Here is a 23,703-nt window from a genome sequence, read left to right as displayed (position 1 = left end):
AGAATAGTGCACGCAAACGACCGATAGTGTGAGGGGCTATGGGCAGTTCTGAGACAGCGGGGGAAGAGATTCCTGTCATTCCGCTCAAAGATGCACCCGGTGAAAAGACCGCGTGGGGCAGGCCTGCCCCAGTTGTCTATTTGTGGGGCATTTTCGAATGGCTTTTTGTTACGAATGCGTTACAGGTTTCCTCGCGCCTCCGCGTGTCGGTTCTGAGGCTCTTCGGCGCCAAGATCGGGTCCGGCGTGATCTTCCGCCCTCGTACCCGCGTCAAGTTCCCCTGGAAGCTCGAGATCGGCGACGATTGCTGGATCGGCGAGGGTGTCTGGATCCACAACCAGGACCAGGTGACCATCGGTCATGACGTGGTCATCTCGCAGGAGACGATGATCACGACGGGCAGCCACGCGCATCGGCGCGACATGGCGCTCATCACGAAGCCGGTGGTGATTGAGCCTGGTGTCTGGATCACGAGCCGGTGCTTGTTGCTTGGGGGAACCTTCGCGCGTCGATCCGCCCTTGTGGCGCCTGGATCGGTTGCTAGCGGTGAACTGGATCCCAACTTCGTGTATGCGGGTGTTCCAGCCGAGCGTGGCGCTGCTCGGTTTCCATTGACGGAGGGCGTCAAGTGACCGGTTCGGAGTCCAAGGTCCCCGTGTCCGTGCTTGTGCAGACCAAGAACGAGGAGCTAGCCATAGCGGTCTGCCTGGACGGGCTCCACGCGTTCGACGAGGTCATTGTGGTCGACTCGCTGAGCGATGACAGGACAGTCGAGATCGCGAGGGGCAAGGGCGTTCGAGTCGTGGACTTCCACTGGAATGGCGAGTACCCCAAGAAGAAGCAGTGGCAGCTGGAGAACGTACAGACGAAGCATGACTGGGTGCTGTTCATCGACGCAGATGAAGTGCCTTCCGCAGAGTTGACTGCGTCGATCCGGCGCTTTGTCGGGCAATCGCCCGCTGCTGCCGCCGCTCAGCTGAGGCTTGAGTACCACTTTGCAGGCAAGGCGCTGAGGTATGGGCATCGCGTGTATAAGACGGTGCTCCTGCATCGGGATCGCGCCCGATTCGAGCCGGTCGACGATCTCGGTCTCATCGGCATGGGGGAACTCGAGGGGCACTATCAGCCTGTCTGCGACGGTGCCGTCGTGACTCTGGATGGGCTCCTCCGCCACGACGACCTCGATCCCGTGCGGACGTGGTTCGATCGCCACAACCGGTACTCCGATTGGGAAGCCGGTCTGCGGGCGCGGCGGGAGGCCCATGGGGTTGATCGGGTGAATCGTTCGAGGCAGGGAAGGCTCTTCGACCGGGTGCCCTTCAAGCCGCTCGCGTTCTTCATGTACTCGTACCTCTTGCGGTTCGGGATCCTTGATGGACGCGCGGGCTTCGACTATTCGATTGCACTGTCCGCCTACTACTGGCAGATCGGGCTCAAATCCAGGGAGCTGAAGCGCCAACAGGAAGAAGGTCGCCAATCATGAGGATCACCCAGGTGATCGGTGCCGTTGGTCCCGCCTTTGGTGGACCCGCGGTCGGAAGCGTTGGCTTGAACAAGGCGCTACGTGTCCAGGGGGTAGATGCCCGGATTGTCACAACCGACCTAGTATCCCCTAGCGGGTCAAGATCCCACGAAGTCGTCAGCCAACTCAGTTCTGGCGGCGCACGAATAATCGTCGGCCGAGCTATGCCGCCTACACGCTTCGAGACTAGCCCGGCAGTCTGGCTTCGTCTGTGGAGAGAGGTTCGGAGGAGCGACGCCGTCCATATCCATGGACAGTACCTGCCAACTCCGACAATCGCTGCTCTGTTCGCGATCCTTATGAGAAAGCCGTATGTAATTCAAGCGCACGGCTCACTTGAGCCATACCAACGGGCCAACTCGAGGAGGCGAAAGCGCGTTTTCCATGCACTTATCGGGCGGCATGTGATTGGTCGCGCCAGTCTCATTCAGTTCGCATCCGACTCGGAGTGCGAACGGGCTTCAGACATCGTCCGACCGGATCAGGTGAGCATAGTGCCGCTCGGCGCCGCGCTCGAAGAGCCTGAGACCGTGCGAAGCGTGGCGGAGTTCTTGGGAGATATCGAACGCGAGAAGGCAGTGCTCTTCCTCGGCCGACTTGCGCGCAAGAAGAGGCCCGACGCGCTGATTGAAGCATGGCGGGCTGCGAAGGAGCGGGGCGCCGAAGGGAAGCTCGTTATTGCGGGATCGGATGGAGAGTGGACCAGGCAAGACCTCCAGCAACTCGTGGACGCTGCTGGCCTGGAAGAGACGGTGTTGATTGTGGGACCGGTCACTCGTGCCGAAGCATCGTGGTGCTTCCTTCGGTGCGGCGTGTTCGCGCTGCCATCCGAGAACGAGAACTTCGGCATATCCGTAGCAGAGGCGATGCTAGGCGGAATGCATGTTGTCACGACCGACGAGGTCGCCGCGAGCGTTCACCTCCTTGCCTCAGGCGGTGGTGCTGTCTACCACGATGCTCACGAACTCGAAGAGCTCCTCCTTGATGCGTTGAGTGATGAGGCGTATGTCCGCAGGTCAGGTCGAGCCGCACGAGAGTACGCCGAGTCAAACCTCACATGGGCTGCTGTCGCACACAACGTTGCTGCAAAACTGGGAGAGGTTGGCGTTGACTAGTTGCCCGGTCGCTTGCGCTAGCCGGCCTGAGCGCCGCAAATCGGGAGAGCTCGCCCATGCGTAGCGACTCGGCCCTTGGCGGGCGCAGGAGTTTCGGACGGGACGCCCTGACCGCCGCGGTATCGGGGGTCGCAAACCCTTTGTCGATGCTAATCGTCTCTCCCGTACTTGCCCGAGTGCTCGGTGTGGAGGGGAGGGGTGAACTCGCGGCAGCGACGGCGCCGCTGTCGCTCGCCATCGTGGTGCTTGCGTTCGGCATTCCAGAGACGCTCACACATTTTCTTGCCCGGGACAGGCGCCTCGCACGCGGTGTTGGCCTGTATCTCACTGCCGCTCTCGTGGTTCTTGGCCTGATTGGCGTCAGTTCGATATATCTACTAGCACCGGTCTTGAGCGGATCAGTGGAGAGTTTGGAAAGGCTGATCCGCCTAGCGTCCATCGCTCTAGTTCCCGCGCTGGGTCAAAGTGCGCTCCGCGGGTGGGCCATGGGCCACCATCTCTGGCGTTCGGTCGCTGCCGAACGCTACCTTACGGCCTCCGTACGGCTGTTGGGAGTATACGGGCTAGCTCTGGGCGGTGCTCTAACAGTCACCACCGCCACAATCGTAATGGCCGCTGCGTATGCTATCGGCGGAGTTTCTTACCTGCCTGCGTTCGCAAGGAGCCTACGCACGCAGTCCGCGCCGCCAGCCGAGGACGGAGCGAGGAAGTATTTTCTCTACGCAGCTCTGTTGTGGTTCGGCACCCTGTCGGGGGCCTTGCTTGGGCGGATTGACCAAGTGCTAATCACGCCTCTATCCGCGACCGGAGAACTTGGCATCTACGTCGTAGCTGTGAACGTGGCTGAGGCGATCTTGGTTTTCAATACCGCGTTCCGCGACGTGATCTTCCCAAGGGAGTCGGCCGCGCCCTCATTGGATCGTTTGGCACAAGTTGCGAGGACATCGACATTGATCACGGCGCTAGTGGGGATTGGCGTATGCGTGGCAGCCCCCTTGGCAGTGCCTTGGATCTTTGGCGATGACTTTTCTGGATCCACGCTCGTGATAGTCGTGTTGGTTGTCGGACTCGTCGTCGGGAACCCCGGTTCTATAGCAGGGGCTGGCCTCGCCGCTCGAGGACGGCCAGGAATCCGAAGTGGTCTCCTCTTCGCGTCGGTTGTGACCAACGTGGTGCTGTTGTTTGTCCTCGTTCCAAACTATGGAGCGTTGGGGGCCGCTATGGCCGCCTCCGTCGCCAACGCGGCCGCAGGTATTGGAGCAGTTGTGGCTATGTGGATCGTGTTTGACGCCGAGCCGGTGGCCTTCGCGCTACCCCGTGTCGCAGATCTGACCGCATTGCCCGGCGTGTTCCGGAAGGCGCTACGATCGTGATCCCGAGAGCAGCCAGGTTTCAGCGCCAATCGATGCTCTGGGTGGGCTCCAGGCAATGCTTGTCGATCCAGACACAGCCGCAAACGCGCACCGCGCCTCGGATGAGAGTGTCGGGGGTGAAGTAGTTCGTGCTCGGTCTCTTGCTGGTCTTTGCGTGGGGCGCGGTGGGGGTCGCTCTCCACGGTCGAATCACATGGCTCTTGAGCGCAGTTCTAGTTGCTCGTGCTGTCGTCCCACCAGCTGCGGTCGCCGTGTTGCTTCCTGGCCTTCCGGTTGAATCGCCAGCAATGCACCCCGCGAACTTGATGCTGGTGGGCGCGGCGTTCGCTCTCCTATTCCGCCCCAGTGGCTCTCTACTGCTAGTTGCTCGTATCGCGCCAATTCTCGCCCTTGCGCTCTCTGTGATTGGCGGCATCGGTTTCGTGACCACGGTTATGCTCGCTGGTGCTTCGGAAATTCTGGCATATGTGACGACGTTCATATTGACGCTTGTCCTTGGAGCGCTAGTTGCTGGTGGGCATGCGACAGGACGTCTGGAACTCGGCTATCTGGCGCGACTCTGGATTGCCATAGCTGTCGCAGAGGCGGCGCTGATCGGCGCTCAGGCCGTCGCGTCTCGCGCTCTAGTGTGGGAGTCGGCGCGTCTTCGCAACCAATCTTGGTTTGTGACGAGCCATGTAGATCGGCCCTTTGGCACATTTGACAGCCCTATTGAGGCTGCAGCCATTCTCGCGATGGCGCTCCCGCTTATACCAGTGATTGAACGCTCTTGGGTTCGATACTTTTCGCTTGCGGCCATTCTCTCAGGCATCTTTCTAACTCAATCGCGCTCCGTTGCGGGAATATCTCTAGTCGCCGTGGCCTATCTCGCCTTCATTGGATTGAGATCAGTCGCGGCGCGTGTCTCCGTGCTTGTCGTTTCCATTATCTCCGTGCTCTATCTCGCCACTAGCACTACCGCCGGACTCGTTTCGAGATTTGAGGCCGGAGCTGATGATTCCCTCGCCGTTCGTGGCGAGGCATGGCAGTACTTCGTTGAGAACTGGCAAGAATACCTCGTTGTGGGGGCTGGCTATCGACTGGGATCGGGAACCAAAGGCGTGACTCTTGAGAGTAGCCTCGAGAACGCCTATATAAGTTTGGCTTTCGATATTGGTGTCGCCAGTGTCGCGTTGCTCCTTGTGGTTCAGGCGTACATTCTGTGGCGACCGCTCATAGTGCCTTCGCTCCACAGGCATTTTGCCGTGTCCAGTGTTGCGGGTATTGCCTCCGGCATGGCTTTCTCGGCGTTTGCCAATCCGAGTGCCTTTGGTCCGTTCCTGTGGGCCGCAATCGGAGCTTCCTTCATGGGCTGCCTGTTGCCGGGAGCATTCGCAGTCGAATCTCGGTGCGGTGCGGATGCGAGCTCTCGTGTCGTCCGTGGAAGGCGCCGGGTCACAAGTTCGGGTTATAGGGTTCGGAGGGATGGTCGTAATGCCTAGAGAGGTGACGTTCAGGCGAGTCAATAGGTTCCTCCGTCGCGCTGTCAGGCTTGTTCGGGGCGCCATGGTGTCAGCTCGGATTATTTCCGCGGGCGGCTCGGTAGGGCGACTTCTAGAGGTTGAGTCCGGGTTTCATTTCCGCGTGCCGCCTGGACCGGGAATCCATTTGGGAAGCCGAGTCTATATGGGGTATAACGTCATCCTCGAAGTTTTTCCCGATGCAGGCTTGCGCATTGGCGACCGCGTGAAGATCATGCACGGAGTTATTGTCGCTGCAGCCAACCAAATTTCGATCGGAGCGGACACGCAGATCGCTGAGTACTCTTCCATCCGTGACTCGGAGCACGGGTTGGAGATTGGTGCACTCGTTGCGGATCAGACTGTAAGAGGTGTCGTAGACATTGGCGATGACGTCTGGGTCGGCCGTGGTTGCGCGGTGCTTCCAGGTGCAGTTCTCGGAAGTGGTGCCGTCCTCGGCGCGAATTCGGTCCTGAAGAGGACTGTACCGCCCCTGGCCATTGCCGTGGGCGCACCGGCAAGAGTGATCCGCACTCGAGGCGATTGAGTCCTGCGAGTTGGCGGATTCCCACAGTGATTGGCGCCTGCGAGCGTGTTCGTGGATCCCTAGTATTCAAGCTGCGGATATGGCTCAGTGGGTGCCGTGGAAATGAGCAAAGGGCAGCGTTTGCGATTGCTCTGTTGAAAGGATTTGAAGTAGATGACGATTCGTGATCTGTCTTGTCGGGTGTTCGAGAGTTTGCGGCTTCGGGTTGTCGACGCTATCGCCACCGTGCGAGTCGAGTTCTTGTCAGTGTTTTCGAGAACGAGCCTGGTGTCGCCAGATGGATTCGGGATCGTTTCTTACACCTCGCACGGGGTCCGAGCGTCGAAGGCGTGGCGCACAGCGGTCTCGATCGGCGCGGGCAAGGTTCGGCCGAAGCGCATCATTCTTTGGCTCGAGCCTGGCGACGCCTCCCGTGCGGACAGCTGGCGCTGGCGGAGGCTGAGCCGGCGTGGTCTCGAGGTTGGTCAGGCCGAGGTGGGGCTCGGCCCGCACAACAAGTACTTCCATGCGCTTGGGGTTTCAGTTGAGCTACGCGAAGTTCTGGTGACGGCCGATGATGACATCATCTATCCGCGCGACTGGCTCGATGGCCTCCGGAGCCGCAGCGGTTACCCCGCGCAGGCAGAGCGCGTGACCGCTTATCGAGCCCGCGAAGTCGTCCGGACCGGGACTGGCGGTCTGGCGCCGTACCGTACTTGGCCTTTTGCCACCGATGCCACCAGTCCGGCTGACATGTTCCTCACCGGTGTCTCCGGGGTGGCCTATCCTCCGGAGTTTTGTGAGTTGGCGCTGGTTCAGGCGAGGGGTTTCAGTCGGCTCTGCCCAAAGGCGGACGACGTTTGGCTGAACCGTCTAGCGCGGGAAGGGGGCTTCGAGATACAGCTTGTCGAGGGTCAGAGCGTAGACTTTCCCGCGGTTCTTGGAACTAGAAACACAGGACTTAGTCGGGACAACGTCGTGCGGGATGCGAATGATGAGCAGATTCGTCTTACTTTCATCGGACGGCATATCTAGGATCCGCGGGTGCCGCAGGGGCGGTTCTGCGTCGGGGAGGTTCCGCGAACGGCGCCTATGACGAAGCTGGTTTGCCTGCACCGACGTGCTCTGTAGGTCCCGGTGCTGTTGTCCGGCGTGGGGCGGCGTTCTGTGTTCATCGTCAGATCTCGGATTGACGTTCCGGCTCGGACTATCGATGAGGGGCGGCTCGCTATCCGATGTTGGGATGCTCTCTGAGCCCAGACCCAAGAGGAGTGGGATTCGTGCCAAGCATGGACAGTTCCGCCCAAATGGGCGTCCAGGAGTCAGTTGACCTTCTTCACGGGGTGGTTGCGGAACTTGGGCGGGCGCTGTCGGTGCGAGTCCTTGTGATCAAGGGCCCGACACTTGCTAGGCAGGGTCTCAGGGCTAGGCGATGGAGCACTGATGTTGATGTTCTAGTGGAGCCCAATCGTCTACCAGACCTGCTCGCAGGCCTAGCGGCTTGCGGGTTCGAGACTCAGAGTAGTGGAACCGTGTGGGAACTGCTTTCATCGCACGCTGTACAGGTGCGGCACGAGCTCTTTTCTGCGCCGGTGGACGTGCATTTTGCGCTTCCGGGACTCCTGGGGGAGCCCGCCAAGGTGTTTGAACTCCTTTGGGAAGACTCTGTTCAAGAGGTCTTTGCGGGCTGCTCTGTCTCGGTGCCATCGACCGTCGACCATGCCCTTGTCGCCGTCGTCGCCGAGCTCCGGACCCCACAATCTCGCGCCGACTTGACGGACAAGACTGAGGAGCTCGCACGGAACCTTGTTCAGGTTGCTGGCGATGAAGGGGTTTCCGTCCTTGCGACTCGCGCCGAGTCGCTCGGCTGTCGGTGGTCGGCGCACCCCTTGCTCCGGTCGGTGCTAGGCGTTCGTCGGAAGCGCGATAGCGGTGTGCCGCTTCGCGCCATTGTGGCTTGGCAGTTTCGACGGTGTCTTGGTGGCAACTTCACGGGGGCGGCTGGCGAAGCGCTAATGTCAGGTCGCGTGGGGCAACCGTGGCGCCATGCACTTCGAGCGCTTTGGCCGTCGGAGGCGGATCTGCTATCGCTGGGTGACGTGGCGGGAACCGATGCGCTCGCGATGATCCGATATCGACTCCGTCGAATCACGCGGATACTGCCGACTCCGGGTCGCTCTAGTGGAGAGCATTCGCGTGGGCGCTGAGTTTCCGAAGGGTTGCCGTCCACTTGCTCGTTCCCCGCACATCGCAGAGTCTCGCGGCGATCAGTACTGGTCGCTAGTGCTATTAGCCGGTCTCCCGCGTCCGCTCATGCCGCTGCGCGTCGGTGGATCCTCGCTTGAGATCTGGTCCCGCATCGACGGCGACCGCACCGAGGAGCAGATCGTCGACGAACTGGTCGAGGCTTTCGGCGCTCCGCGCGACCAGATTGCCCGAGATGTCCGAGAGTTCCTCGCCCAACTTCTCGAGTTGGGGCTGATCCAGGACGACGCGCACGAGCAGCGCCCCTGAGCACACTTAGACTGGCCCGCAGTGTAGGCGTGCTCAGCGCGCAGTTCTGAGGGGCGGTTTCATGGAGTTCGAGGACTATCTGCGGATCTTTCGCGCCCATTGGCTTGTCATCGGGGTGATCACGCTGCTGGCCGCAGCGGCCGCCTTCGCGTACTCCAGCATCCAGCCGCAGGTCTTCACGTCGTCCGGCTCCGCCATCGTCACCACTGGTGGTTCAGCCTCCTTGGGTGACGCCCTCGTCGGCGATAACTACGCCAAGTCGCGCGTGAAGTCGTACCTGGACATCGCTAAGTCGCGGCAGGTCGCGGAGATCGCCGCCGCCCAGCTCGGCACCACCGACTCTGCCGACTCGTTGATCCAGCGCGTCTCCGTCTCCAACCCGACCGATACCGCCGTGCTGCGCGTCAACGCCGAGGGTGCCACGCCGGAGGAGGCCCAGGCACTCGCCGAGGCGTGGATCTACGGCATGACCGAGGTCGTGGATGACATCGAGACCTCGGATGGCGCCGAGACCGTCATCGCGCTGCAGACTCTCGACACCGCATCGCTCCCTGGAGCGCCTAGCTCGCCCAACACGCGCCTCAACGTCGCGCTCGGTCTGCTTCTCGGCCTCGCGCTCGGCATCGGCTACGCGCTCATCCGCGCCGTCCGCGACCGCTACCTTCGCCTGCCTTCAGACGTGGAGCGCGAGTTCGACGTCCCCGTGCTCGGTACCCTGCCGTTCGACCAGTCCGTGGCTAAGAAGGGCGCCGGCGTCACCACGATCGGCACGCCGCTCTCCGAAGCGATCCGTGAGGCGCGCACCAACCTCGAGTTCATGGACGTGGACAACCCTCCGCGCGTGGTCGTCGTCACCTCCGCGCTGCCGGGCGACGGCAAGTCCACCACCGCCATCAAACTTGCTCAGTCCGTCGCCGAGACCGGTCGCAACGTCATCCTCATCGACGCCGACCTGCGGAGGCCTTCGGTCGCCAAGGTGCTCGGCCTGGTCGACGGCGCGGGCCTCACCCACGTCCTCGTGGGCAAGGCCCGTCCCGAGGATGTGCTCCAGCAGTCCGGCACCTCCGGGCACATGTGGGTCATGGCCGCCGGCGCGATCCCGCCGAACCCGTCCGAGCTGCTCGGCTCACGCGCCATGCAGAGCCTGCTGTACTCGTTCCCCGACGACACGCTCGTGCTCGTGGACTCCCCGCCACTGATCCCCGTCACCGACGCCGCGATCCTCACCGCCCGCACCGACGGCGCGCTCGTCGTCGCCCGCGCCGGCAAGACCACCATCGACCTGCTGGACCGCGCGCTCGCCAACCTGGAGCGCGTCAACGGGCGCCCGCTCGGCGTCATCCTGGACGGCATCAGCCGCAAGGGGCCTGGCTCCGAGCTCTACGGCTACGGTTACGAGTACACGTCCGAGAAGTCTGGCCGGAGCGGCTCCCGCTCCGAGAGTTCGCGCGCCCGCCACGCCGGTAAGAAGGCCGAGCGGTAGGCATGCCCGCACGGTTGCGGTCCGCCTTCCGGATCCTCATCGTCGACACCGAGCACACCGGTCGTGCTGCTCTCGCGGAACGTTTGCTGCGCCGCAGCCTCGCCGCCCATGGCGTCGACGCCTTCCAGATCCGTGTCACCTCCGCAGGACTCGACGCCATCGACGGCGCCCGGATCGACCCCGTCGCCGCCGAACTCATCACCCGCCACGGCGGCAATGCTGACGGCTTCGCTGCCCGCTCGCTCAGCGCCCCCATGGTCGCCGCCACAGACATGCTTCTCACCGGCACCGAGGCCGAACGCGACGCGCTCGTCCGCCGCTACCCGCGCGCCGCCCGCCGCACCTTCACCATGGGCGAGCTGCAGCACCTGTACCGGGCCGTCGTCGAGCTCTCCGCACCGCTCCGCGAGCACCCGCTGATCCTCGCGAACCGACGCGGCCGCACCCCCGTCTCACCTGACTGGGAACTTCCCGCTTGGGATGGTCCCGGCGCCCACGCGGATGCGGTAGGTCGGCTGCTCGACGAGTCGTGCGAGGACGCCGCAGAGATCTGGTCGGCGCTCGTCGGCCCCTCGGGTTCCGCCGCGACGCCCCCCTCCTCCGGGCTCACCCTCGACGTGTTCGGCACGCGGCTCGCCGTCGCCTGCACGGGTGAGCGCGGCGATGACCTTGCCCGCGAGATGCACCGCGTGTGGAGCCGGTGCCTCGTCAGCGAGGACAGCGAGGAGTCCGTGCCGGTCGAGGTGCACGTCGGCGGCGAGCCCGAGGCCGTGGCCGCCGCTCGAGCACGCGGGGCCCTCGCCTTCCCCGACATCCTCCAGGCCCTGCACCACTTCTCCGCGGCAGCAACCGTGCGAGGGATCGACCGAGGCGCCGGATCTCTCGTCATGCTGCACGCCGCCGGCATCGCCTCGCGTGACGGCGACGTGATCGGATTCGTCGCACCCTCCGGCACAGGCAAGACGACCCTCGCGCGCGTGCTCGGAGCCCACTACGGATACGTGACCGACGAGACGCTCGCAGTTTCCGGTGACCGTGTGATCCCGTACCCCAAGCCGCTGTCCGTCATCACCGAGTCGCACCAGGGCATCAAACTGCAGTGGAGCCCCGACTCGCTCGACCTTGCCAGGCCCACGGGCGATCTCAGGCTCACGAGGCTCGTGCTGCTCGATCGTCGGCCCGACGCGCCCACCACGCCTGTCCTCGAGGATGTGCCCCACCTGCGCGGGCTTGCAGAGCTCACCGAGCAGACGTCCTACATGGCGCGGCTTCCGCGCAAGCTCAACTCGCTGTCCGACACCGTGGACCACGTCGGCGGACTGACCAGGCTCAGCTACCGCGAGGCTGTCGACGTCCTGCCTCTCATGCCCGAGCTGCTGGGGGAGCGATGACCGAACCCACCCCCGCACCGCTTGCCGAGGACGCGGTCGTCGTCGCCGTCCACGAGGATGCGGTCGAGCGCGACGGCGAGATGCTGGTGCTCGTCGGTTCCGAGGTGGTGCTCCTCTCCGCTGTCGCGACCGCGCTCGTCGGGCATGCGCATGAGCCTGCCGACGTGTCGACGCTCGCGACGCTGCTCGTCGAAGAGTTCGGTGCGCCTCCGAGTGGTGACCCTTTTGCGGCGGTTTGCACCCTCGCTGGGGAACTGGTGGCAAGGGGCGTGCTCGAACAGCGCTGAACCGCCTGGTAGCCGTACACCCTTCAGGTATTGGCAAATGTGGGACTGAGGCCCTAATGTGACCAATGCAACATCGCCTGAGGAGCGATGTGCTGAGGGTGCCTGAGGGGACAAAGACGTGACTGAGATTGCTGACGTGACCGCTTCCAACGAGGGAGGCGTCTCGCGCCGCCGGATCCTCCAGGGTGCCGCATGGGCTGCTCCCGCGATCGTCATTGCGACCGCGGTGCCGGCTGCCGCGAACTCCGGAACCGTGGACCTCGCGCCGATCGTGTCGGGTACCTACTCAGGCGACCTGCACAACAACTCGGCCTCCATCAATGGCAACTTCGCGGGCACCACGGCCAACATCTCTCGAAACGACACCTTCGACGGCACCTACTCCATCACGGAGATCCGCGTGTCCTTCACCGCGACCAAGTGGACCAACGGCACCAAGGACGCGATCGTCGTCGACCCGGCGTGGACTATCGACCTGGCCAGCTCGGACTTCCCCGCGACCGGGGCCGACGCCGACACGGGCGTGATGGTGATCAAGCCTGCCGCGCAGTCGGGCCTCATCTCCCTCGCCAGCGGGTCGTCGCTCTCCGTCAACTGGAAGCTTCCGAAGTACGCAGGCTACGTCTCCGTCGTCGTCATCGGAGCCTTCTCGGCCACGGGAAGCCCGTCCTCCGTGCCGATGACCACCACCCTCGCGTACAGCTGATCTGCGCACAAAGTGCCCCGCACCCTTTCGGGTGCGGGGCACTTTCGCGTCTGCTGGCTGGCTAGGTGCTCAGGCAGCCCGACTGGAACACGCGCGGCTCGCTGAGCCAGATGTCGTCCGAGACCTGACGGTCCCATGCCGTCACGTCCCAGTCGCCGATCGTGCTGCCGATCGGGTACACAGGCTCGAGCGTGAAGACGAACTGGAGCGTCACCTGTCCGGTCTCCATCGCCGTGTAGGTCGGGCTCCAGTCGGCGAAGTCCGCGTCGCTCGCCTGCCCCTCGGTGCGCTGCGGCGCCGCGGGCTGCATCTGGTAGCCCAGATCGCGCATCTGCGCGTCCGTGCGGTTGGTCGCCGGCAACTGGCTTCCACCGTGGTCCACCGTGATGCCGATCAGCTGGGTGGCGCCTGCCGACTGCTCCGCCGTCAGCACCAGGCTCTGGCGAGCACTCCTCGAGGCCTCGTGGAAGCCGTGCTGCATGCGCGTCGAGAAGTCGATCGTGTAGATCGTGTTCGCCACCGCGTCGAAGGTGTAGGTCACGGTCACCACTGTGTTGCCGTTGTCGAGCGTGTTGTCGCTCATCGACTGGAAGCCCGAAGCGCCAGCCAAGCCGGTGCCGCCCCCAAGATTCCACTGGCTGAGAGTTCCGGAGGCGGCCGGAGTCCAGCCGGTCTCCACGCCGCCACCCGCATCCTGGCGGAGCCCGCCCTGCGCGACGGCCCATCCCAGCGAGTCGAGCGCGGCGACGCTGCCGTTGTTCGCGGTGTTGCAGGTGACCAACGAGCTCGCCGCGGCCGGAACGGCGCTCGCGACGAGGATCGCGGGCGCCGCCCATGCCATCCCCTGCATCACATGCCTGCGCGAGACGTCGAGCGTTTCAGGCATGGCGGTATCCATCTGGTCCATAGGGGCCCCTTCCCTGTGTGACGTGGAGAAGGATGCGCGGGGGCGCGCACCCCTTCGTCCGGTCAAGGACCCTAGGGCATCCGGTGTCGCTTCTAGGACGAAGTACCTGGATACGTCCGTTTTGCCCGGTCATTTGTGACCGAATCGTGGCCTCGGGTGCCGGGAATCGTTTCGCGCGCCACACCACGGCTTCTACGGTGGAAGGGACGCCGCCCCACCCCCGGGGCCATCGTGCGTTCTGCTGAGGGGCGCAGCACGACTGCCGAGGACCGTTTCACATGCATGACCACCACACCGACGGACCGTTCAACGACGGTGACGTCACAGAGCTGCCGACCGGCCTGAGCCGACGACAGACCCTCCAAGGGATGGCGTGGGCAGCGCCAGCGATCCTCGTGGCCACGGCGGTGCCTGCCGCGTCGTCCTCGGGGAGCGTCGTCCTCATCCCTGCGGGCCAGGGAGTGCAGGTCGGCGAGCTCACGCCCCGCCACTGGGACGACTTCTGGATCGGGCCGCGAAGGGCAATCCTCATCGGCTTCTACGTCCAGAACATCGGCTACGACGTACCGGCTGCCACCACCGTGACTCTCACCGTGCAGGTGCCGGTCTCGGGTGATGACCACGCGTGGGGGATCGGCGGAACCGAGGGCATTCCGTCGGGGCAGCCCTGGACGCTCGCCAGCTACTCCCGCGCCGACGGCTGGGCGACGCTCGTGCTCGTCTCCACCGCCGGTTCGTGGGGTCCATACAAGGGCGAGTCCGTCTCGAACCTGTGGTTGGCCACCGCCGACGACCTCAAGACCGCCAAGAACCAGGTGGTCACCGTCACCGCCAACGCGACCTACCAGGGAGGCGCCACGACGGCCCTCGCAAGCGCGGAGAAGATCAAGGCCAAGCAGTAGCCGCTAGACCTTCGCCGCCACCTTCTGCAGTACCTGCGTCACCGCGTCGTTGAGGCCGGTCGAGTCGACCAGGAAGCCGTCGTGGCCGATCTCCGAGTGCAGCAGCGTCACCTCCGCGTCGCCCGGCAGCGCCGCCGCCAGCCGCTCCGAGTTGCTGAGCGGGTAGAGGCGGTCCGAGTCGATCGCGAGCACCAGCGCCTCGCCCTCGTAGTCCTTGAGGGCGGCCTCAAGCCCGCCGCGCCCACGGCCCACGTCGTGCGTGTTCACCGCGTGGATCATGCGCAGGTACGAGTTCGCGTCGAAGCGTCGCGCCAGCTTGTCCGCGTGATGATCCAGGTAGGACTCCACCGCGAACAGGCCGTCATGCCGCAACGGGTCCCCGATCTGCGCCCGGTTGCCGAACCGCTCCTCCAGCTCCGGCTCCGACCGGTACGTCGTGTGGGCGATCGCGCGGGCGATGCCGAGGCCCAGGTAGGGGCCCGCGCCGTCGGCCGCACCGTAGTAGTCCCCACCGCGGAACGCGGGGTCCAGGCGGATCGCCGCCGTCTGCGCCGCGTTCCACGCGATCTGCTCCGCAGTGGTCACCGCCGTGGTGCCCACCGCGCCGATCGCCCGCACGCGCTCGGGGAAGGTCGCCGCCCACTCGATCGCACGCATGCCGCCCATCGACGGGCCGATCACCAGCGCCCAGCTGGACACGCCCAGGTGATCCGCCAGCAGCGCCTCCGCCTGCACCATGTCGCGCAACGTCAGCCACGGGAAACGTGACCCCCACGGCAGGCCGTCGACCGGGTGAGGGTGAGCCGGACCCGTCGACCCCTGACAGCCGCCCACCACGTTCGCCGAGACGACGAAGTAGCGGTCCGTGTCGATCGGCTTGCCCGGACCCACGAGCCCGTTCCACCAGCCACCCGTCAGGTGGCCGTCACCCGCGGCGCCCGCCACATGGCTGTCGCCCGTGAACGCGTGCGCCACGTAGATCGCGTTGTCGCCCGCCTCGTTCAGCTGACCCCACGTCTCATATGCGAGCGTGACGTCGATCCAGCCCAGCGGGTCGGCCTCCAGCGGCAGCCCCTCGATCTCGAAGAACTGCCGCCGGCCCGGCTCATCGCCAGGCAGCCACGCCGCCGAGGCGGGGAGGGGCCGGAGCCCCTCCTCCACCTCAGCGTCGGGAACCCAGGACGAGTAGTCGTCATCCATCAGACGGTCACCGTCTCCGCCGCCTGCTGCGCCTCACGCACGGCCGCAGCCGCCGCGAAGCCCGTCTCCAGGTCGGCCAGGATGTCCTGGATGTTCTCGATGCCCACCGCGAGCCGCACCAGGCCCGGCGTGACGCCGGCCGTCGCCTGCTCCTCCGCGGTCAGCTGCGAGTGCGTCGTCGTCGCAGGGTGGATGGCAAGCGACCGCACGTCGCCGATGTTCGCCACCAGGGAGTGCAGCTCGAGCGCGTCCACGAAGGCCTGACCCGCCTCCTTGCCGCCCTTGATCTCGAACGCCAGCACCGAGCCGCCACCCTTGGGCGCGTACTTGAGCTGCAGGTCGTGCCACGGCGAGCTGGGCAGGCCCGAGTAGGCGACCGAGTCCACGTCCTCGTGGTCCGCCAGGAACTCCGCGACCGCCTTCGCGTTCTCCACGTGACGCTCCACGCGCAGGCTCAGCGTCTCGATGCCCTGCGCGATGAGGAACGCGTTGAACGGGCTGATCGCGGCACCCGTGTCACGCAGCAGCGTCACGCGCGCCTTCAGGATGAACGCCAGGTTCGCGCCCAGCGCCGAGCCGACGCCAAGATCACGGGCGTACACCAGGCCGTGGTAGCTGGGGTCCGGGGTGTTGTAGTTCGCGAAGCGCTCCTTGTCCTGCGCGTAGTCGAACGAGCCGCCGTCCACGATCACGCCGCCGATCGCCGTGCCGTGACCGCCCAGGTACTTGGTGGCCGAGTGCGTGACGATGTCAGCGCCCCACTTGAGCGGCTGCACCAGGTACGGGCTCGCCACCGTGTTGTCCACGATGAGCGGCACGCCGACCTCGTGCGCCACGTTCGCGACCGCCTCGATGTCCAGCAGGTCCTGCTTGGGGTTCGAGATGGACTCGCCGAAGAACGCCTTCGTGTTCGGACGCACCGCGTCGCGCCACGACTGCGGGTCGTCCGGGTTCTCCACGAACGTCACCTCGATGCCGAACTTCGGCAGCGTGTAGTGGAACAGGTTGTACGTGCCGCCGTAGAGGCTGGGGGAGGAGACGATGTGGTCGCCCGCCTCCGCGATGTTCTGGATCGCGAGCGTGTTCGCCGCGCTGCCGCTCGAGACGAGCAGGCCCGCCACGCCGCCCTCGAGCGCCGCCACGCGGTCCTCGACCGCCTGCTGCGTCGGGTTGCCGATGCGCGTGTAGATGGGGCCCAGGTCCGCCAGTGCGAAGCGGTTGGCCGCCACCGTCGTGTCATCGAACACGAAGGACGTGGTCTGGTAGATCGGCAGCGCTCGCGCGCCGGTCTCGGAGTCGGGGGTCTGGCCGGCGTGGATCTGGATGGTCTCGAAGGCCCAGTTGTCGTTCGTCATGTCGGGAAGCTCCTGTGTGGTCCGGGGTGAAAGAAGAAAGCTGATCAGGGGCTGATCCGCGATCCCCGGGCTTCGTGTCACCGACCATCGGGCGTGCAAGCGCGCCGACCGTCCGCAACCCCAGGGGCGCGGTGCGACACGTGGGCTCTCGCGCCCTTCAGGGAGTCTGTGCTCGCCGGTCCTCGTCAGGCTCTCAGCCTGGAGGTCTCAGTCGCGAGCGGCGCCCGTCTGGGCGCACGCCGAACGTGCGCGGGTCAGCGGCACATTCGACGGAACATGTCGCACACGCTAGAGGACTGCCGATAGGAAAGCAAGCCTTTATCGGCAGCGATCCTGAAATGTGAGGATTGTGACGCTTTGTGTGTCATGAATCACATTTGCAGGGGGAATGCGGTTATCGGCGCGCGTGGAACACCTCACAGCGGCTGAAATCCAGCCCAAAACGGACGAGTGGACGCGCGCCGGCGGGACCAGACGTCGGCCCGCATGCGCCCGGAACGGCGCGCCGCAGAGGAACCCATGCACGCCCACCCACGCGTCCTGCTCGCCCCTCTCGTCGCCGCGATCCTCGTGGCCCTGACGCTCTCCGTCGCCGCCCCCGCGCAGGCCGTCGTGAGCTACAGCGACCCGGCAGACAAGATCATCGAGCTCACGAACAAGGAACGGGCAGCCAACGGCGTGTCCTACGTCAAGCGCTCCCGCGCCCTCGACGCCGTCGCCCAGGCATGGGCAGAGGAGCTCGCCGCGATCTACGAGCGCGCGCTCCTCAAGGACCCCTACGCCGGCGTCCCGCTCTCGCACAACCCGAACACGAGCAAGCAGATCCCCTCGAACTGGTACGCCTGGGGTGAGAACGTCGCCTGGAACCGCGGCTACAACGACCCCGTCGCCAAGATGAACGACCAGTGGATCAAGTCCCCCAGCCACCACGAGAACATGGTCAAGTCGCGCTTCAACTACATGGGCGCGGGCTGGTACACCGACAAGTTCGGCGTCAGCTGGGGCGTCCAGGTGTTCGGCCAGTACATCGGCACCAACCCCGACTCGAGCTACGAGGCCCCGCTCGCCAGCGTCGCCCCCGCGCCTGAGCCCATGGACACCGTCTCCCTCCGCCGCGGCACCACGTTCCTCATCAAGAACAACCTCGGTGAAGGCCTCCCGCACGACAGCATCCGCCACGGCTACAGCACCGACGAGATCCTCGTGGGCGACTGGGACGGTGACGGCGATGACGACCTCGGCGTGAAACGAGGCCGCACCTACTACCTGTGGAACAGCATCAACACGCGCAGCGTGTGGAAGAAGTTCACGCTCGGCTACTCCTCTGACGACGCGATCGTCGGCGACTTCAACGGCGACGGCAAGGACACCATCGGCCTCAAGCGCGGCAACAAGTACTACGTCAGCAACAAGCTGGGCGGAGGCAGCTGGGTCTACTACGCCAAGAGCATGGGCTACTCGTCCGACGAGCCCGTGATCGGCGACTTCAACGGCGACGGCAAGGACACGATCGGCCTCAAGCGAGGCAACAAGTACTACCTCAAGAACACGCTGCTGCGCGGCGGATGGCCGATCTACGGCGTCAAGATGGGGCTGTCCTCTGACGACGCGATCGTCGGCGACTTCAACGGCGACGGCAGGGACACCGTCGGCCTCAAGCGCGGCAACAAGTACTACATCAAGGACGGCCTCATCTACGGCAAGTGGTCGCTCTACTCCGAGGTGATCGGAAAGTCCACGGACGACGCGGTGATCGGCGACTTCGACGCCTGACCCGCACCCCCAGACTCGACGCGGCGGCCCCCTCCCACCCTCCTCGGGCCGCCGCGTCGGCCTCTGTCCGGGCGTGGTCTCACGGGTCCAGCACCGTGCCGGGTGCCGCATCGGCCCTCCCGACCGCGCCGTAGCGTGATCGGTGACTTCGCCGGCGCGGAAACACCGAATACGCCACTGCTCGCCACGTGACAGCGCCCTAGGTTCAAGGCAACGCCCCACCGTCCCGAAGGAGCACGCCGTGACCGACGCCACCCCGCCCACCCTGGGCCACTGGATCGCAGGAGCCGAGACCCCCGGCGCCACCGACCGCACCGCCCCCGTCTACGACCCCGCGCTCGGCGTCGTCACCAAGAACGTCGCGCTCGCGTCCCAGGAGGACGTCGACGCCGCCGTCGCCTCCGCCAAGGCCGCCTTCCCCGCCTGGGCCGAGACCCCCCTCGCCCGCCGCACCGCCATCATGTTCCGCTTCCGCGAGCTCCTCAACGAGCGCAAGGGCGAGCTGGCCGAGATCATCACCTCCGAGCACGGCAAGGTCATCGACGACGCGCTCGGCGAGATCGCCCGCGGCCAGGAGGTCGTCGAGTTCGCATGCGGCCTCGCCGCCCACCTCAAGGGCGAGCACTCCTCCCAGGTCTCCACGGGCGTCGACGTCCACTCCGTGCCCTCACCGCTCGGCGTCGTCGGCATCATCTCGCCCTTCAACTTCCCCGCGATGGTCCCCATGTGGTTCTTCCCCATCGCGATCGCCGCCGGCAACGCCGTCGTCCTCAAGCCCTCCGAGAAGGACCCCAGCGCCGCCAACTGGCTCGCCGCCCTTTGGAAGGAGGCCGGCCTGCCCGACGGCATCTTCACCGTCCTCCACGGAGACAAGGTCGCAGTCGACGGCCTCCTCACCCACCCCGACGTCGAGGCCATCTCCTTCGTCGGCTCCACCCCCATCGCGCAGTACGTCTACGAGACCGGCACCGCCCGCGGCAAGCGCGTCCAGGCCCTCGGCGGCGCCAAGAACCACATGCTCGTCCTCCCCGACGCCGACCTCGACCTCGTCGCCGACTCCGCCATCAACGCCGGCTTCGGCTCCGCAGGCGAGCGCTGCATGGCCATCTCCGTCGTCGTCGCAGTCGGCGACTCGGCCGACGCGCTCATCCCCAAGATCACCGAGCGCATGGCCACCCTCAAGGTCGGCGACGGACGCCGCTCGTGCGACATGGGCCCGCTCGTCACCGAGGTCCACCGCGACAAGGTCGCCGGCTACATCGCGACCGCCGCCGAGGACGGGGCCGATGTGGTCGTGGACGGCCGCGGCATCTCCGTGGATGGGGACCCCAACGGCTTCTGGCTCGGCCCCACCCTGATCGACAAGGTGCCCACCACGTCGGCCGTGTACACCGAGGAGATCTTCGGGCCCGTCCTGTCCGTGGTCCGCGTCGACACCTTCGAGGACGGCGTCGAGCTCATCAACTCCGGCGCCTTCGGCAACGGCACCGCGATCTTCACCAACGACGGCGGCGCCGCTCGCCGCTTCCAGCGTGAGATCCAGGTGGGCATGGTCGGCGTCAACGTCCCGATCCCGGTGCCCGTCGCCGCGTTCTCCTTCGGCGGCTGGAAGGCCTCGCTGTTCGGCGACTCGCGCGCCCACGGCGCCGAAGGCATCCGCTTCTTCACCCGCCTCAAGGTCATCACCACCCGCTGGCTCGACCCGTCGCACGGCGGGATCAACCTCGGCTTCCCCGTGACGGACTAGCCCGCGTCCCCTCCCTTTCGGACGCCACGGGGAGCAAGCGCCCGCCGGCCGTGCCTCAGCACCGGTCGGCGGGCGTTGTGCTGTCCGGGTGCCTGGTGGTCGCGGTGCTGCCCCGCGCCGTCGTCGCGGGTCACTCAGCGTCGCTTTGCGACCGCTTCGCCGGGTTCGGGGTCGCGCAGCGCCGCGGGACGACGCTGGCCGACCCGCAAAGCGCGCCGAGCGCCGAGAACCGGCGCTCAGTGACCCGATCGGGGTGGGCCGCCGTCGCGTCGGCTCATCCGCCGCGACGCCTCAGCCCTGGTCCGACGGCGTCAGCCTCAGCAGCGACAGCGCCGCCCACAGCTCCGCCCGGTCGTCCATGCGCTCCAAGTCCAGCCCCAGCTGTCGGCCGGCGATCGCCACCCGGCTGCGCAACGTCTGCCGGTGGATCCCCAGCGCGCGCGACGCCGGATCCCACTGGCCCAGGTGCGCGAGCCACACGCCCACCGCGTCGATCAGCTGTCGATCCGCAGGATCCTCCAGCAGGGGAGCGAGCAGCCGATGCGCCACCGCCTCTCCGCCCGCCTCCGCCAGGTAGGTGAGCACGCCGCGCTCCGCCAGCTCCGGGAACCTTGCGAGCGGTCGGCCCGACGTGGTGGTCGCCAGCGCCCTCGCTGCCTCGTCCATGCCACGGTCCAGCTCGGCCCACGCCACCGGCCCCGACGACCCGGCCCGCACGCTCGAGCGCTCCAGGAACGGCAGCGTCAGCATCTCGTCGCCCCGCGCCGTCACCGCCACCACCTGGCCGTCGCGCTCCGCGAAGAAGATCCGTCCGTGATGCCGGTCCGCGAACGTCTCCAGCTGCTCCAGCAGGCCCCAACCTGGGGAGTCGGACGCTGCGACTGTGACCACCAGCGGCTCGCTCGGGAGCCCGCCCCACAGCGCCCGCGCGGTCGAGTCCGCGACGTCGAACGCGCCCTCCAGGAGCAGCTCCAGGATCCCCGACCTCAGCCGCCGCCGCGCCGTGTCCAGCGTGCGGCTCTGCTCGAGCGCGATGCCGGCCAGCGCGATCACGCTCGACACCAGATCCGCCCCCGCCAGATCCAGGTCACCCGCCGATCCCACCGCGAGCACGCCCCGCAGGGGAGAGCGACGGCCGATCGTCTCCAGCGTCGCCGTCACCCCCGCGTCGTCCAACCGCACCGAGCCGGGCCGCCCGCGCGACAGCAGCTTGCGCGCCGCCTCAGTCACCGGGCCGACGGCGTGGTCCGGCACCTCCCGGCGCGTCACCACGTCCACCCGCTCGCCCGACGCATCGAACATCGCGACCCACGTGCCCAGACGCAGCTCCAGCTCCGAGAGGATCGCCCGCAGGCCGTCGGGGCGGAGGGCCGCGCGCGCCACCGCGCGCTGTGCATCCAGCGACGCCTCGAGGCGTGCCCGCTCGTCCTTCGCGATCGCGTCCGAGACGTGCCGGATGATCTGCATGAACGGCGTCGCCTGCGGCACCTGCAGCAGCGGCAGGCCCTCCTTCTCGCACGCCTCGATCAGCGCCGGCGGCACCGTGTCGTGCGCGATCCCGATCGCGAAGCCCAGCGCGATCACCCGCGCCCGCTGCAGCCGCACCACATACTCGTGCAGCTGCGCCGGGGTCGCGCGCTCCATGAAGCTCACGCCGTCCGTCAGGAGCAGCCCGCCCTCGGCCAGCCACGGCGTGGGGTCCGCCAGGTCGGAGCTGTGCGCCCACGCGAGCGGCTCGTCGTGCAACGCCGGATCACCCTCGACCAGCGTCGTCAGGGAGAGCGCACGGTCCTCGACCAGCGTGGTCAGCGTCGTGGGCATCGGACACCCCTCTCCGGGCGAGACACCCCGCCAGGATGTCGGAACTGATGAAGCGACCATACTGGAATCGTCGAATCCGACAGCGCGGCCCGTCGGCCGGATGCGACAGGATCGAAGACGCACGGCAACCGCCGGCGCCGCCCACGACCCGGAGGACCCATGAGCCAGTCGCCCTTCATCCAGCCCAGCGACAACGCGACCATCACCGCGGCCGACACCGGCCACGTCTTCCACTCCTGGTCCGCGCAGGGCGCGCTCGCGCCCCTCCCGATCGCCAGCGGCTCCGGCGTCAAGGTGTGGGACTTCGACGGCAAGGAGTATCTGGACTTCTCCAGCCAGCTCGTCAACGTCAACATCGGCTACCAGCACCCCGCCGTCGTCACCGCCATCCAGGAGCAGGCCGCCAGGCTCGCCACCATCGGCCCCGCCTACGCGAACGACGCCCGCGCCAAGGCCGCGCAGAAGATCCTCGAGCACGCGCCCGAGGGCTTCCACAAGATCTTCTTCACCAACGGCGGAGCCGACGCGATCGAGAACGCCATCCGCATGGCCCGCCTCCACACCGGCCGCGACAAGGTCATCTCGCGCTACCGCTCGTACCACGGCAACACCGGCGCGGCCATCGTCGCGACCGGCGACTGGCGCCGCATCCCCAACGAGTACGCCACCGGCCACGTGCACGTCTTCGGCCCCTACCCGTACCGCTCCAACTTCTGGGCCACCACCCCCGAGGAGGACTCGGCGCGCGCCCTCGAGCACCTCGAGCGCACCGTCGTCGCCGAGGGTCCGTCGTCCATCGCCGCGATCCTGCTGGAGGCCATCCCCGGCACCGCCGGTGTCATCATGCCCACCGCCGAGTACATGCAGGGCGCCCGCGAGATCGCCACGCGCTACGGGATCATGCTGATCATCGACGAGGTCATGGCCGGCTTCGGCCGCACCGGCAAGTGGCTCGCGCACGAGCACTTCGGCATCACGCCCGACCTCATCACCTTCGCCAAGGGCGTCAACTCCGGCTACGTGCCGGCGGGCGGAGTCATGATCTCCGACCCCATCGCCAAGACCTTCGACGACCGCGTGTTCCCCGGCGGCCTCACCTACTCCGGCCACCCGCTCGCCATGGCGTCCATCGTCGCGACGATCGAGGCCATGGAGTCCGAGGGCATCGTGGAGAACGCCGCGACGATCGGCGAGACCGTCATCGGCCCACGCCTCGAGGCCATGGCCGAGCGGCTCGACGTGATCGGCGAGGTCCGCGGCGTCGGAGTGTTCTGGGCCATGGAGCTCGTCGCCGACCCCGCCACCAAGGAGCCGCTGCCCGCCGCGGAGATGGGCGCCATCAAGAAGGCGCTCATGGACCACGGCCTGCTGCCCTTCATCGCCGACAACCGCATCCACGTGGTGCCGCCGTGCGTCATCACCGCCGACGAGGCCGAGACCGGGCTCGCGATCATCGAGAAGGTGCTCTCGGAGCGGTAGCGCCGCGGCCGCTCGGGCTGGGCCAGATCGCCCCCCGACACTTTGAACCAATCCGACGCGCGACACCCCGGCGAGCCGCCTGCTCTCCGGGGTGTCGCTCCGC

The 23,703-nt window shown here is 66.3% G+C and carries 21 protein-coding genes; 17 read left to right on the top strand and 4 right to left on the bottom strand.

The genetic code is table 11. The annotated features are described in order from the left end of the window. Window positions 1–38: 38 nt before the first annotated feature. The 13 genes from QQX04_RS03325 (at window position 39) to QQX04_RS03275 (ending at window position 12,416) form a co-directional block, all read left to right on the top strand. Window positions 39–632 (top strand): LbetaH domain-containing protein, encoded by a 594-nt coding sequence (locus QQX04_RS03325; protein WP_301126270.1) that lies wholly within the window; start codon window positions 39–41, stop codon window positions 630–632. Beyond that, the gene (locus QQX04_RS03320; RefSeq protein ID WP_301126268.1) at window positions 629–1,483 is read left to right on the top strand and encodes a glycosyltransferase family 2 protein; all 855 of its coding nucleotides are present in this window, start codon (window positions 629–631) and stop codon (window positions 1,481–1,483) included. Before QQX04_RS03325 ends, QQX04_RS03320 begins: the two co-directional genes overlap by 4 nt. Further along, on the top strand, window positions 1,480–2,637 hold the full coding sequence (locus QQX04_RS03315) for a glycosyltransferase (RefSeq protein ID WP_301126267.1): 1,158 nt from the start codon (window positions 1,480–1,482) through the stop codon (window positions 2,635–2,637). Before QQX04_RS03320 ends, QQX04_RS03315 begins: the two co-directional genes overlap by 4 nt. Before the next feature lie 56 nt (window positions 2,638–2,693). Further along, complete coding sequence (locus QQX04_RS03310) at window positions 2,694–4,010, top strand: oligosaccharide flippase family protein (protein WP_301126264.1); 1,317 nt, start codon at window positions 2,694–2,696, stop codon at window positions 4,008–4,010. Window positions 4,011–4,297: 287 nt separating this feature from the next. Next, complete coding sequence (locus QQX04_RS03305; protein WP_301126262.1) at window positions 4,298–5,491, top strand: O-antigen ligase family protein; 1,194 nt, start codon at window positions 4,298–4,300, stop codon at window positions 5,489–5,491. Next, window positions 5,409–6,056, top strand: a complete 648-nt coding sequence (locus QQX04_RS14635) for an acyltransferase (RefSeq protein WP_367312928.1) — start codon at window positions 5,409–5,411, stop codon at window positions 6,054–6,056. The genes QQX04_RS03305 and QQX04_RS14635 overlap by 83 nt, the downstream gene beginning before the upstream one ends. 153 nt (window positions 6,057–6,209) lie before the next feature. After that, entirely contained in the window at window positions 6,210–7,070 is an 861-nt protein-coding gene (locus tag QQX04_RS03300) for a hypothetical protein (RefSeq protein ID WP_301126260.1), read from the top strand. Between the two features lie 200 nt (window positions 7,071–7,270). Further along, window positions 7,271–8,242 carry a nucleotidyltransferase family protein gene (locus QQX04_RS14630; RefSeq protein ID WP_367312927.1) on the top strand — a complete coding sequence of 324 codons (972 nt, stop codon included), beginning with the start codon at window positions 7,271–7,273 and terminating at the stop codon, window positions 8,240–8,242. Between the two features lie 106 nt (window positions 8,243–8,348). Continuing rightward, window positions 8,349–8,549 (top strand): PqqD family protein, encoded by a 201-nt coding sequence (locus QQX04_RS03295; RefSeq protein ID WP_301126258.1) that lies wholly within the window; start codon window positions 8,349–8,351, stop codon window positions 8,547–8,549. A 61-nt stretch (window positions 8,550–8,610) separates the two neighbouring features. Continuing rightward, entirely contained in the window at window positions 8,611–10,032 is a 1,422-nt protein-coding gene (locus QQX04_RS03290; RefSeq protein ID WP_301126257.1) for a tyrosine-protein kinase domain-containing protein, read from the top strand. A gap of 2 nt (window positions 10,033–10,034) precedes the next feature. Continuing rightward, on the top strand, window positions 10,035–11,423 hold the full coding sequence (locus QQX04_RS03285) for an arsenate reductase/protein-tyrosine-phosphatase family protein (protein WP_301126256.1): 1,389 nt from the start codon (window positions 10,035–10,037) through the stop codon (window positions 11,421–11,423). After that, on the top strand, window positions 11,420–11,710 hold the full coding sequence (locus QQX04_RS03280; protein ID WP_301126254.1) for a hypothetical protein: 291 nt from the start codon (window positions 11,420–11,422) through the stop codon (window positions 11,708–11,710). The genes QQX04_RS03285 and QQX04_RS03280 overlap by 4 nt, the downstream gene beginning before the upstream one ends. Before the next feature lie 136 nt (window positions 11,711–11,846). Next, entirely contained in the window at window positions 11,847–12,416 is a 570-nt protein-coding gene (locus QQX04_RS03275) for a hypothetical protein (RefSeq protein WP_301126252.1), read from the top strand. A 61-nt stretch (window positions 12,417–12,477) separates the two neighbouring features. Here the strand turns inward: QQX04_RS03275 and QQX04_RS03270 are convergent, their stop codons facing one another. Next, complete coding sequence (locus QQX04_RS03270; protein ID WP_301126250.1) at window positions 12,478–13,323, bottom strand: hypothetical protein; 846 nt, start codon at window positions 13,321–13,323, stop codon at window positions 12,478–12,480. A 278-nt stretch (window positions 13,324–13,601) separates the two neighbouring features. On the opposite strand from QQX04_RS03270, the gene QQX04_RS03265 reads away from it, so the two are divergent. Next, complete coding sequence (locus QQX04_RS03265; protein WP_301126247.1) at window positions 13,602–14,225, top strand: hypothetical protein; 624 nt, start codon at window positions 13,602–13,604, stop codon at window positions 14,223–14,225. A 3-nt stretch (window positions 14,226–14,228) separates the two neighbouring features. On the opposite strand, the gene metX is transcribed toward QQX04_RS03265, so the two are convergent. After that, complete coding sequence (gene metX, locus QQX04_RS03260; RefSeq protein WP_301126244.1) at window positions 14,229–15,425, bottom strand: homoserine O-acetyltransferase MetX; 1,197 nt, start codon at window positions 15,423–15,425, stop codon at window positions 14,229–14,231. Beyond that, window positions 15,425–16,780, bottom strand: a complete 1,356-nt coding sequence (locus tag QQX04_RS03255) for a bifunctional o-acetylhomoserine/o-acetylserine sulfhydrylase (protein ID WP_301126241.1) — start codon at window positions 16,778–16,780, stop codon at window positions 15,425–15,427. Before QQX04_RS03255 ends, metX begins: the two co-directional genes overlap by 1 nt. A gap of 519 nt (window positions 16,781–17,299) precedes the next feature. On the opposite strand from QQX04_RS03255, the gene QQX04_RS03250 reads away from it, so the two are divergent. Next, window positions 17,300–18,553 (top strand): CAP domain-containing protein, encoded by a 1,254-nt coding sequence (locus tag QQX04_RS03250; protein WP_301126239.1) that lies wholly within the window; start codon window positions 17,300–17,302, stop codon window positions 18,551–18,553. A gap of 241 nt (window positions 18,554–18,794) precedes the next feature. Next, a complete protein-coding gene (locus QQX04_RS03245) occupies window positions 18,795–20,300 on the top strand; it encodes a CoA-acylating methylmalonate-semialdehyde dehydrogenase (RefSeq protein ID WP_301126237.1) in 1,506 nt (501 codons plus the stop codon). Window positions 20,301–20,591: 291 nt separating this feature from the next. On the opposite strand, the gene QQX04_RS03240 is transcribed toward QQX04_RS03245, so the two are convergent. Beyond that, entirely contained in the window at window positions 20,592–22,121 is a 1,530-nt protein-coding gene (locus tag QQX04_RS03240; protein ID WP_301126236.1) for a PucR family transcriptional regulator, read from the bottom strand. Window positions 22,122–22,280: 159 nt separating this feature from the next. Between QQX04_RS03240 and QQX04_RS03235 the strand changes: the two genes are divergently transcribed. Beyond that, window positions 22,281–23,600, top strand: coding sequence for an aspartate aminotransferase family protein (locus QQX04_RS03235; protein ID WP_301126234.1), 1,320 nt, complete (start codon window positions 22,281–22,283; stop codon window positions 23,598–23,600). Window positions 23,601–23,703: the final 103 nt, after the last annotated feature.

Source organism: Demequina zhanjiangensis, assembly GCF_030418315.1.
Taxonomy (GTDB): Bacteria; Actinomycetota; Actinomycetes; order Actinomycetales; family Demequinaceae; genus Demequina; species Demequina zhanjiangensis.
This window is presented reverse-complemented; position numbering and strand designations above follow the sequence as displayed.

Excerpts from the sequence above, each read along its gene's own strand:
- QQX04_RS03300 (WP_301126260.1), top strand. The coding sequence starts at position 6,210 with ATGACGATTCGTGATCTGTCTTGTCGGGTGTTCGAGAGTTTGCGGCTT.
- QQX04_RS14630 (WP_367312927.1), top strand. The coding sequence starts at position 7,271 with ATGTTGGGATGCTCTCTGAGCCCAGACCCAAGAGGAGTGGGATTCGTG.
- QQX04_RS03265 (WP_301126247.1), top strand. The coding sequence starts at position 13,602 with ATGCATGACCACCACACCGACGGACCGTTCAACGACGGTGACGTCACA.
- QQX04_RS03310 (WP_301126264.1), top strand. The coding sequence starts at position 2,694 with ATGCGTAGCGACTCGGCCCTTGGCGGGCGCAGGAGTTTCGGACGGGAC.
- QQX04_RS03295 (WP_301126258.1), top strand. The coding sequence starts at position 8,349 with ATGCCGCTGCGCGTCGGTGGATCCTCGCTTGAGATCTGGTCCCGCATC.
- QQX04_RS03250 (WP_301126239.1), top strand. The coding sequence starts at position 17,300 with ATGCACGCCCACCCACGCGTCCTGCTCGCCCCTCTCGTCGCCGCGATC.
- metX (WP_301126244.1), bottom strand. The coding sequence starts at position 15,425 with ATGGATGACGACTACTCGTCCTGGGTTCCCGACGCTGAGGTGGAGGAG.
- QQX04_RS03285 (WP_301126256.1), top strand. The coding sequence starts at position 10,035 with ATGCCCGCACGGTTGCGGTCCGCCTTCCGGATCCTCATCGTCGACACC.
- QQX04_RS03315 (WP_301126267.1), top strand. The coding sequence starts at position 1,480 with ATGAGGATCACCCAGGTGATCGGTGCCGTTGGTCCCGCCTTTGGTGGA.
- QQX04_RS03235 (WP_301126234.1), top strand. The coding sequence starts at position 22,281 with ATGAGCCAGTCGCCCTTCATCCAGCCCAGCGACAACGCGACCATCACC.
- QQX04_RS14635 (WP_367312928.1), top strand. The coding sequence starts at position 5,409 with ATGCGAGCTCTCGTGTCGTCCGTGGAAGGCGCCGGGTCACAAGTTCGG.
- QQX04_RS03270 (WP_301126250.1), bottom strand. The coding sequence starts at position 13,323 with ATGGACCAGATGGATACCGCCATGCCTGAAACGCTCGACGTCTCGCGC.
- QQX04_RS03255 (WP_301126241.1), bottom strand. The coding sequence starts at position 16,780 with ATGACGAACGACAACTGGGCCTTCGAGACCATCCAGATCCACGCCGGC.
- QQX04_RS03280 (WP_301126254.1), top strand. The coding sequence starts at position 11,420 with ATGACCGAACCCACCCCCGCACCGCTTGCCGAGGACGCGGTCGTCGTC.
- QQX04_RS03305 (WP_301126262.1), top strand. The coding sequence starts at position 4,298 with ATGCACCCCGCGAACTTGATGCTGGTGGGCGCGGCGTTCGCTCTCCTA.
- QQX04_RS03290 (WP_301126257.1), top strand. The coding sequence starts at position 8,611 with ATGGAGTTCGAGGACTATCTGCGGATCTTTCGCGCCCATTGGCTTGTC.
- QQX04_RS03325 (WP_301126270.1), top strand. The coding sequence starts at position 39 with ATGGGCAGTTCTGAGACAGCGGGGGAAGAGATTCCTGTCATTCCGCTC.
- QQX04_RS03240 (WP_301126236.1), bottom strand. The coding sequence starts at position 22,121 with ATGCCCACGACGCTGACCACGCTGGTCGAGGACCGTGCGCTCTCCCTG.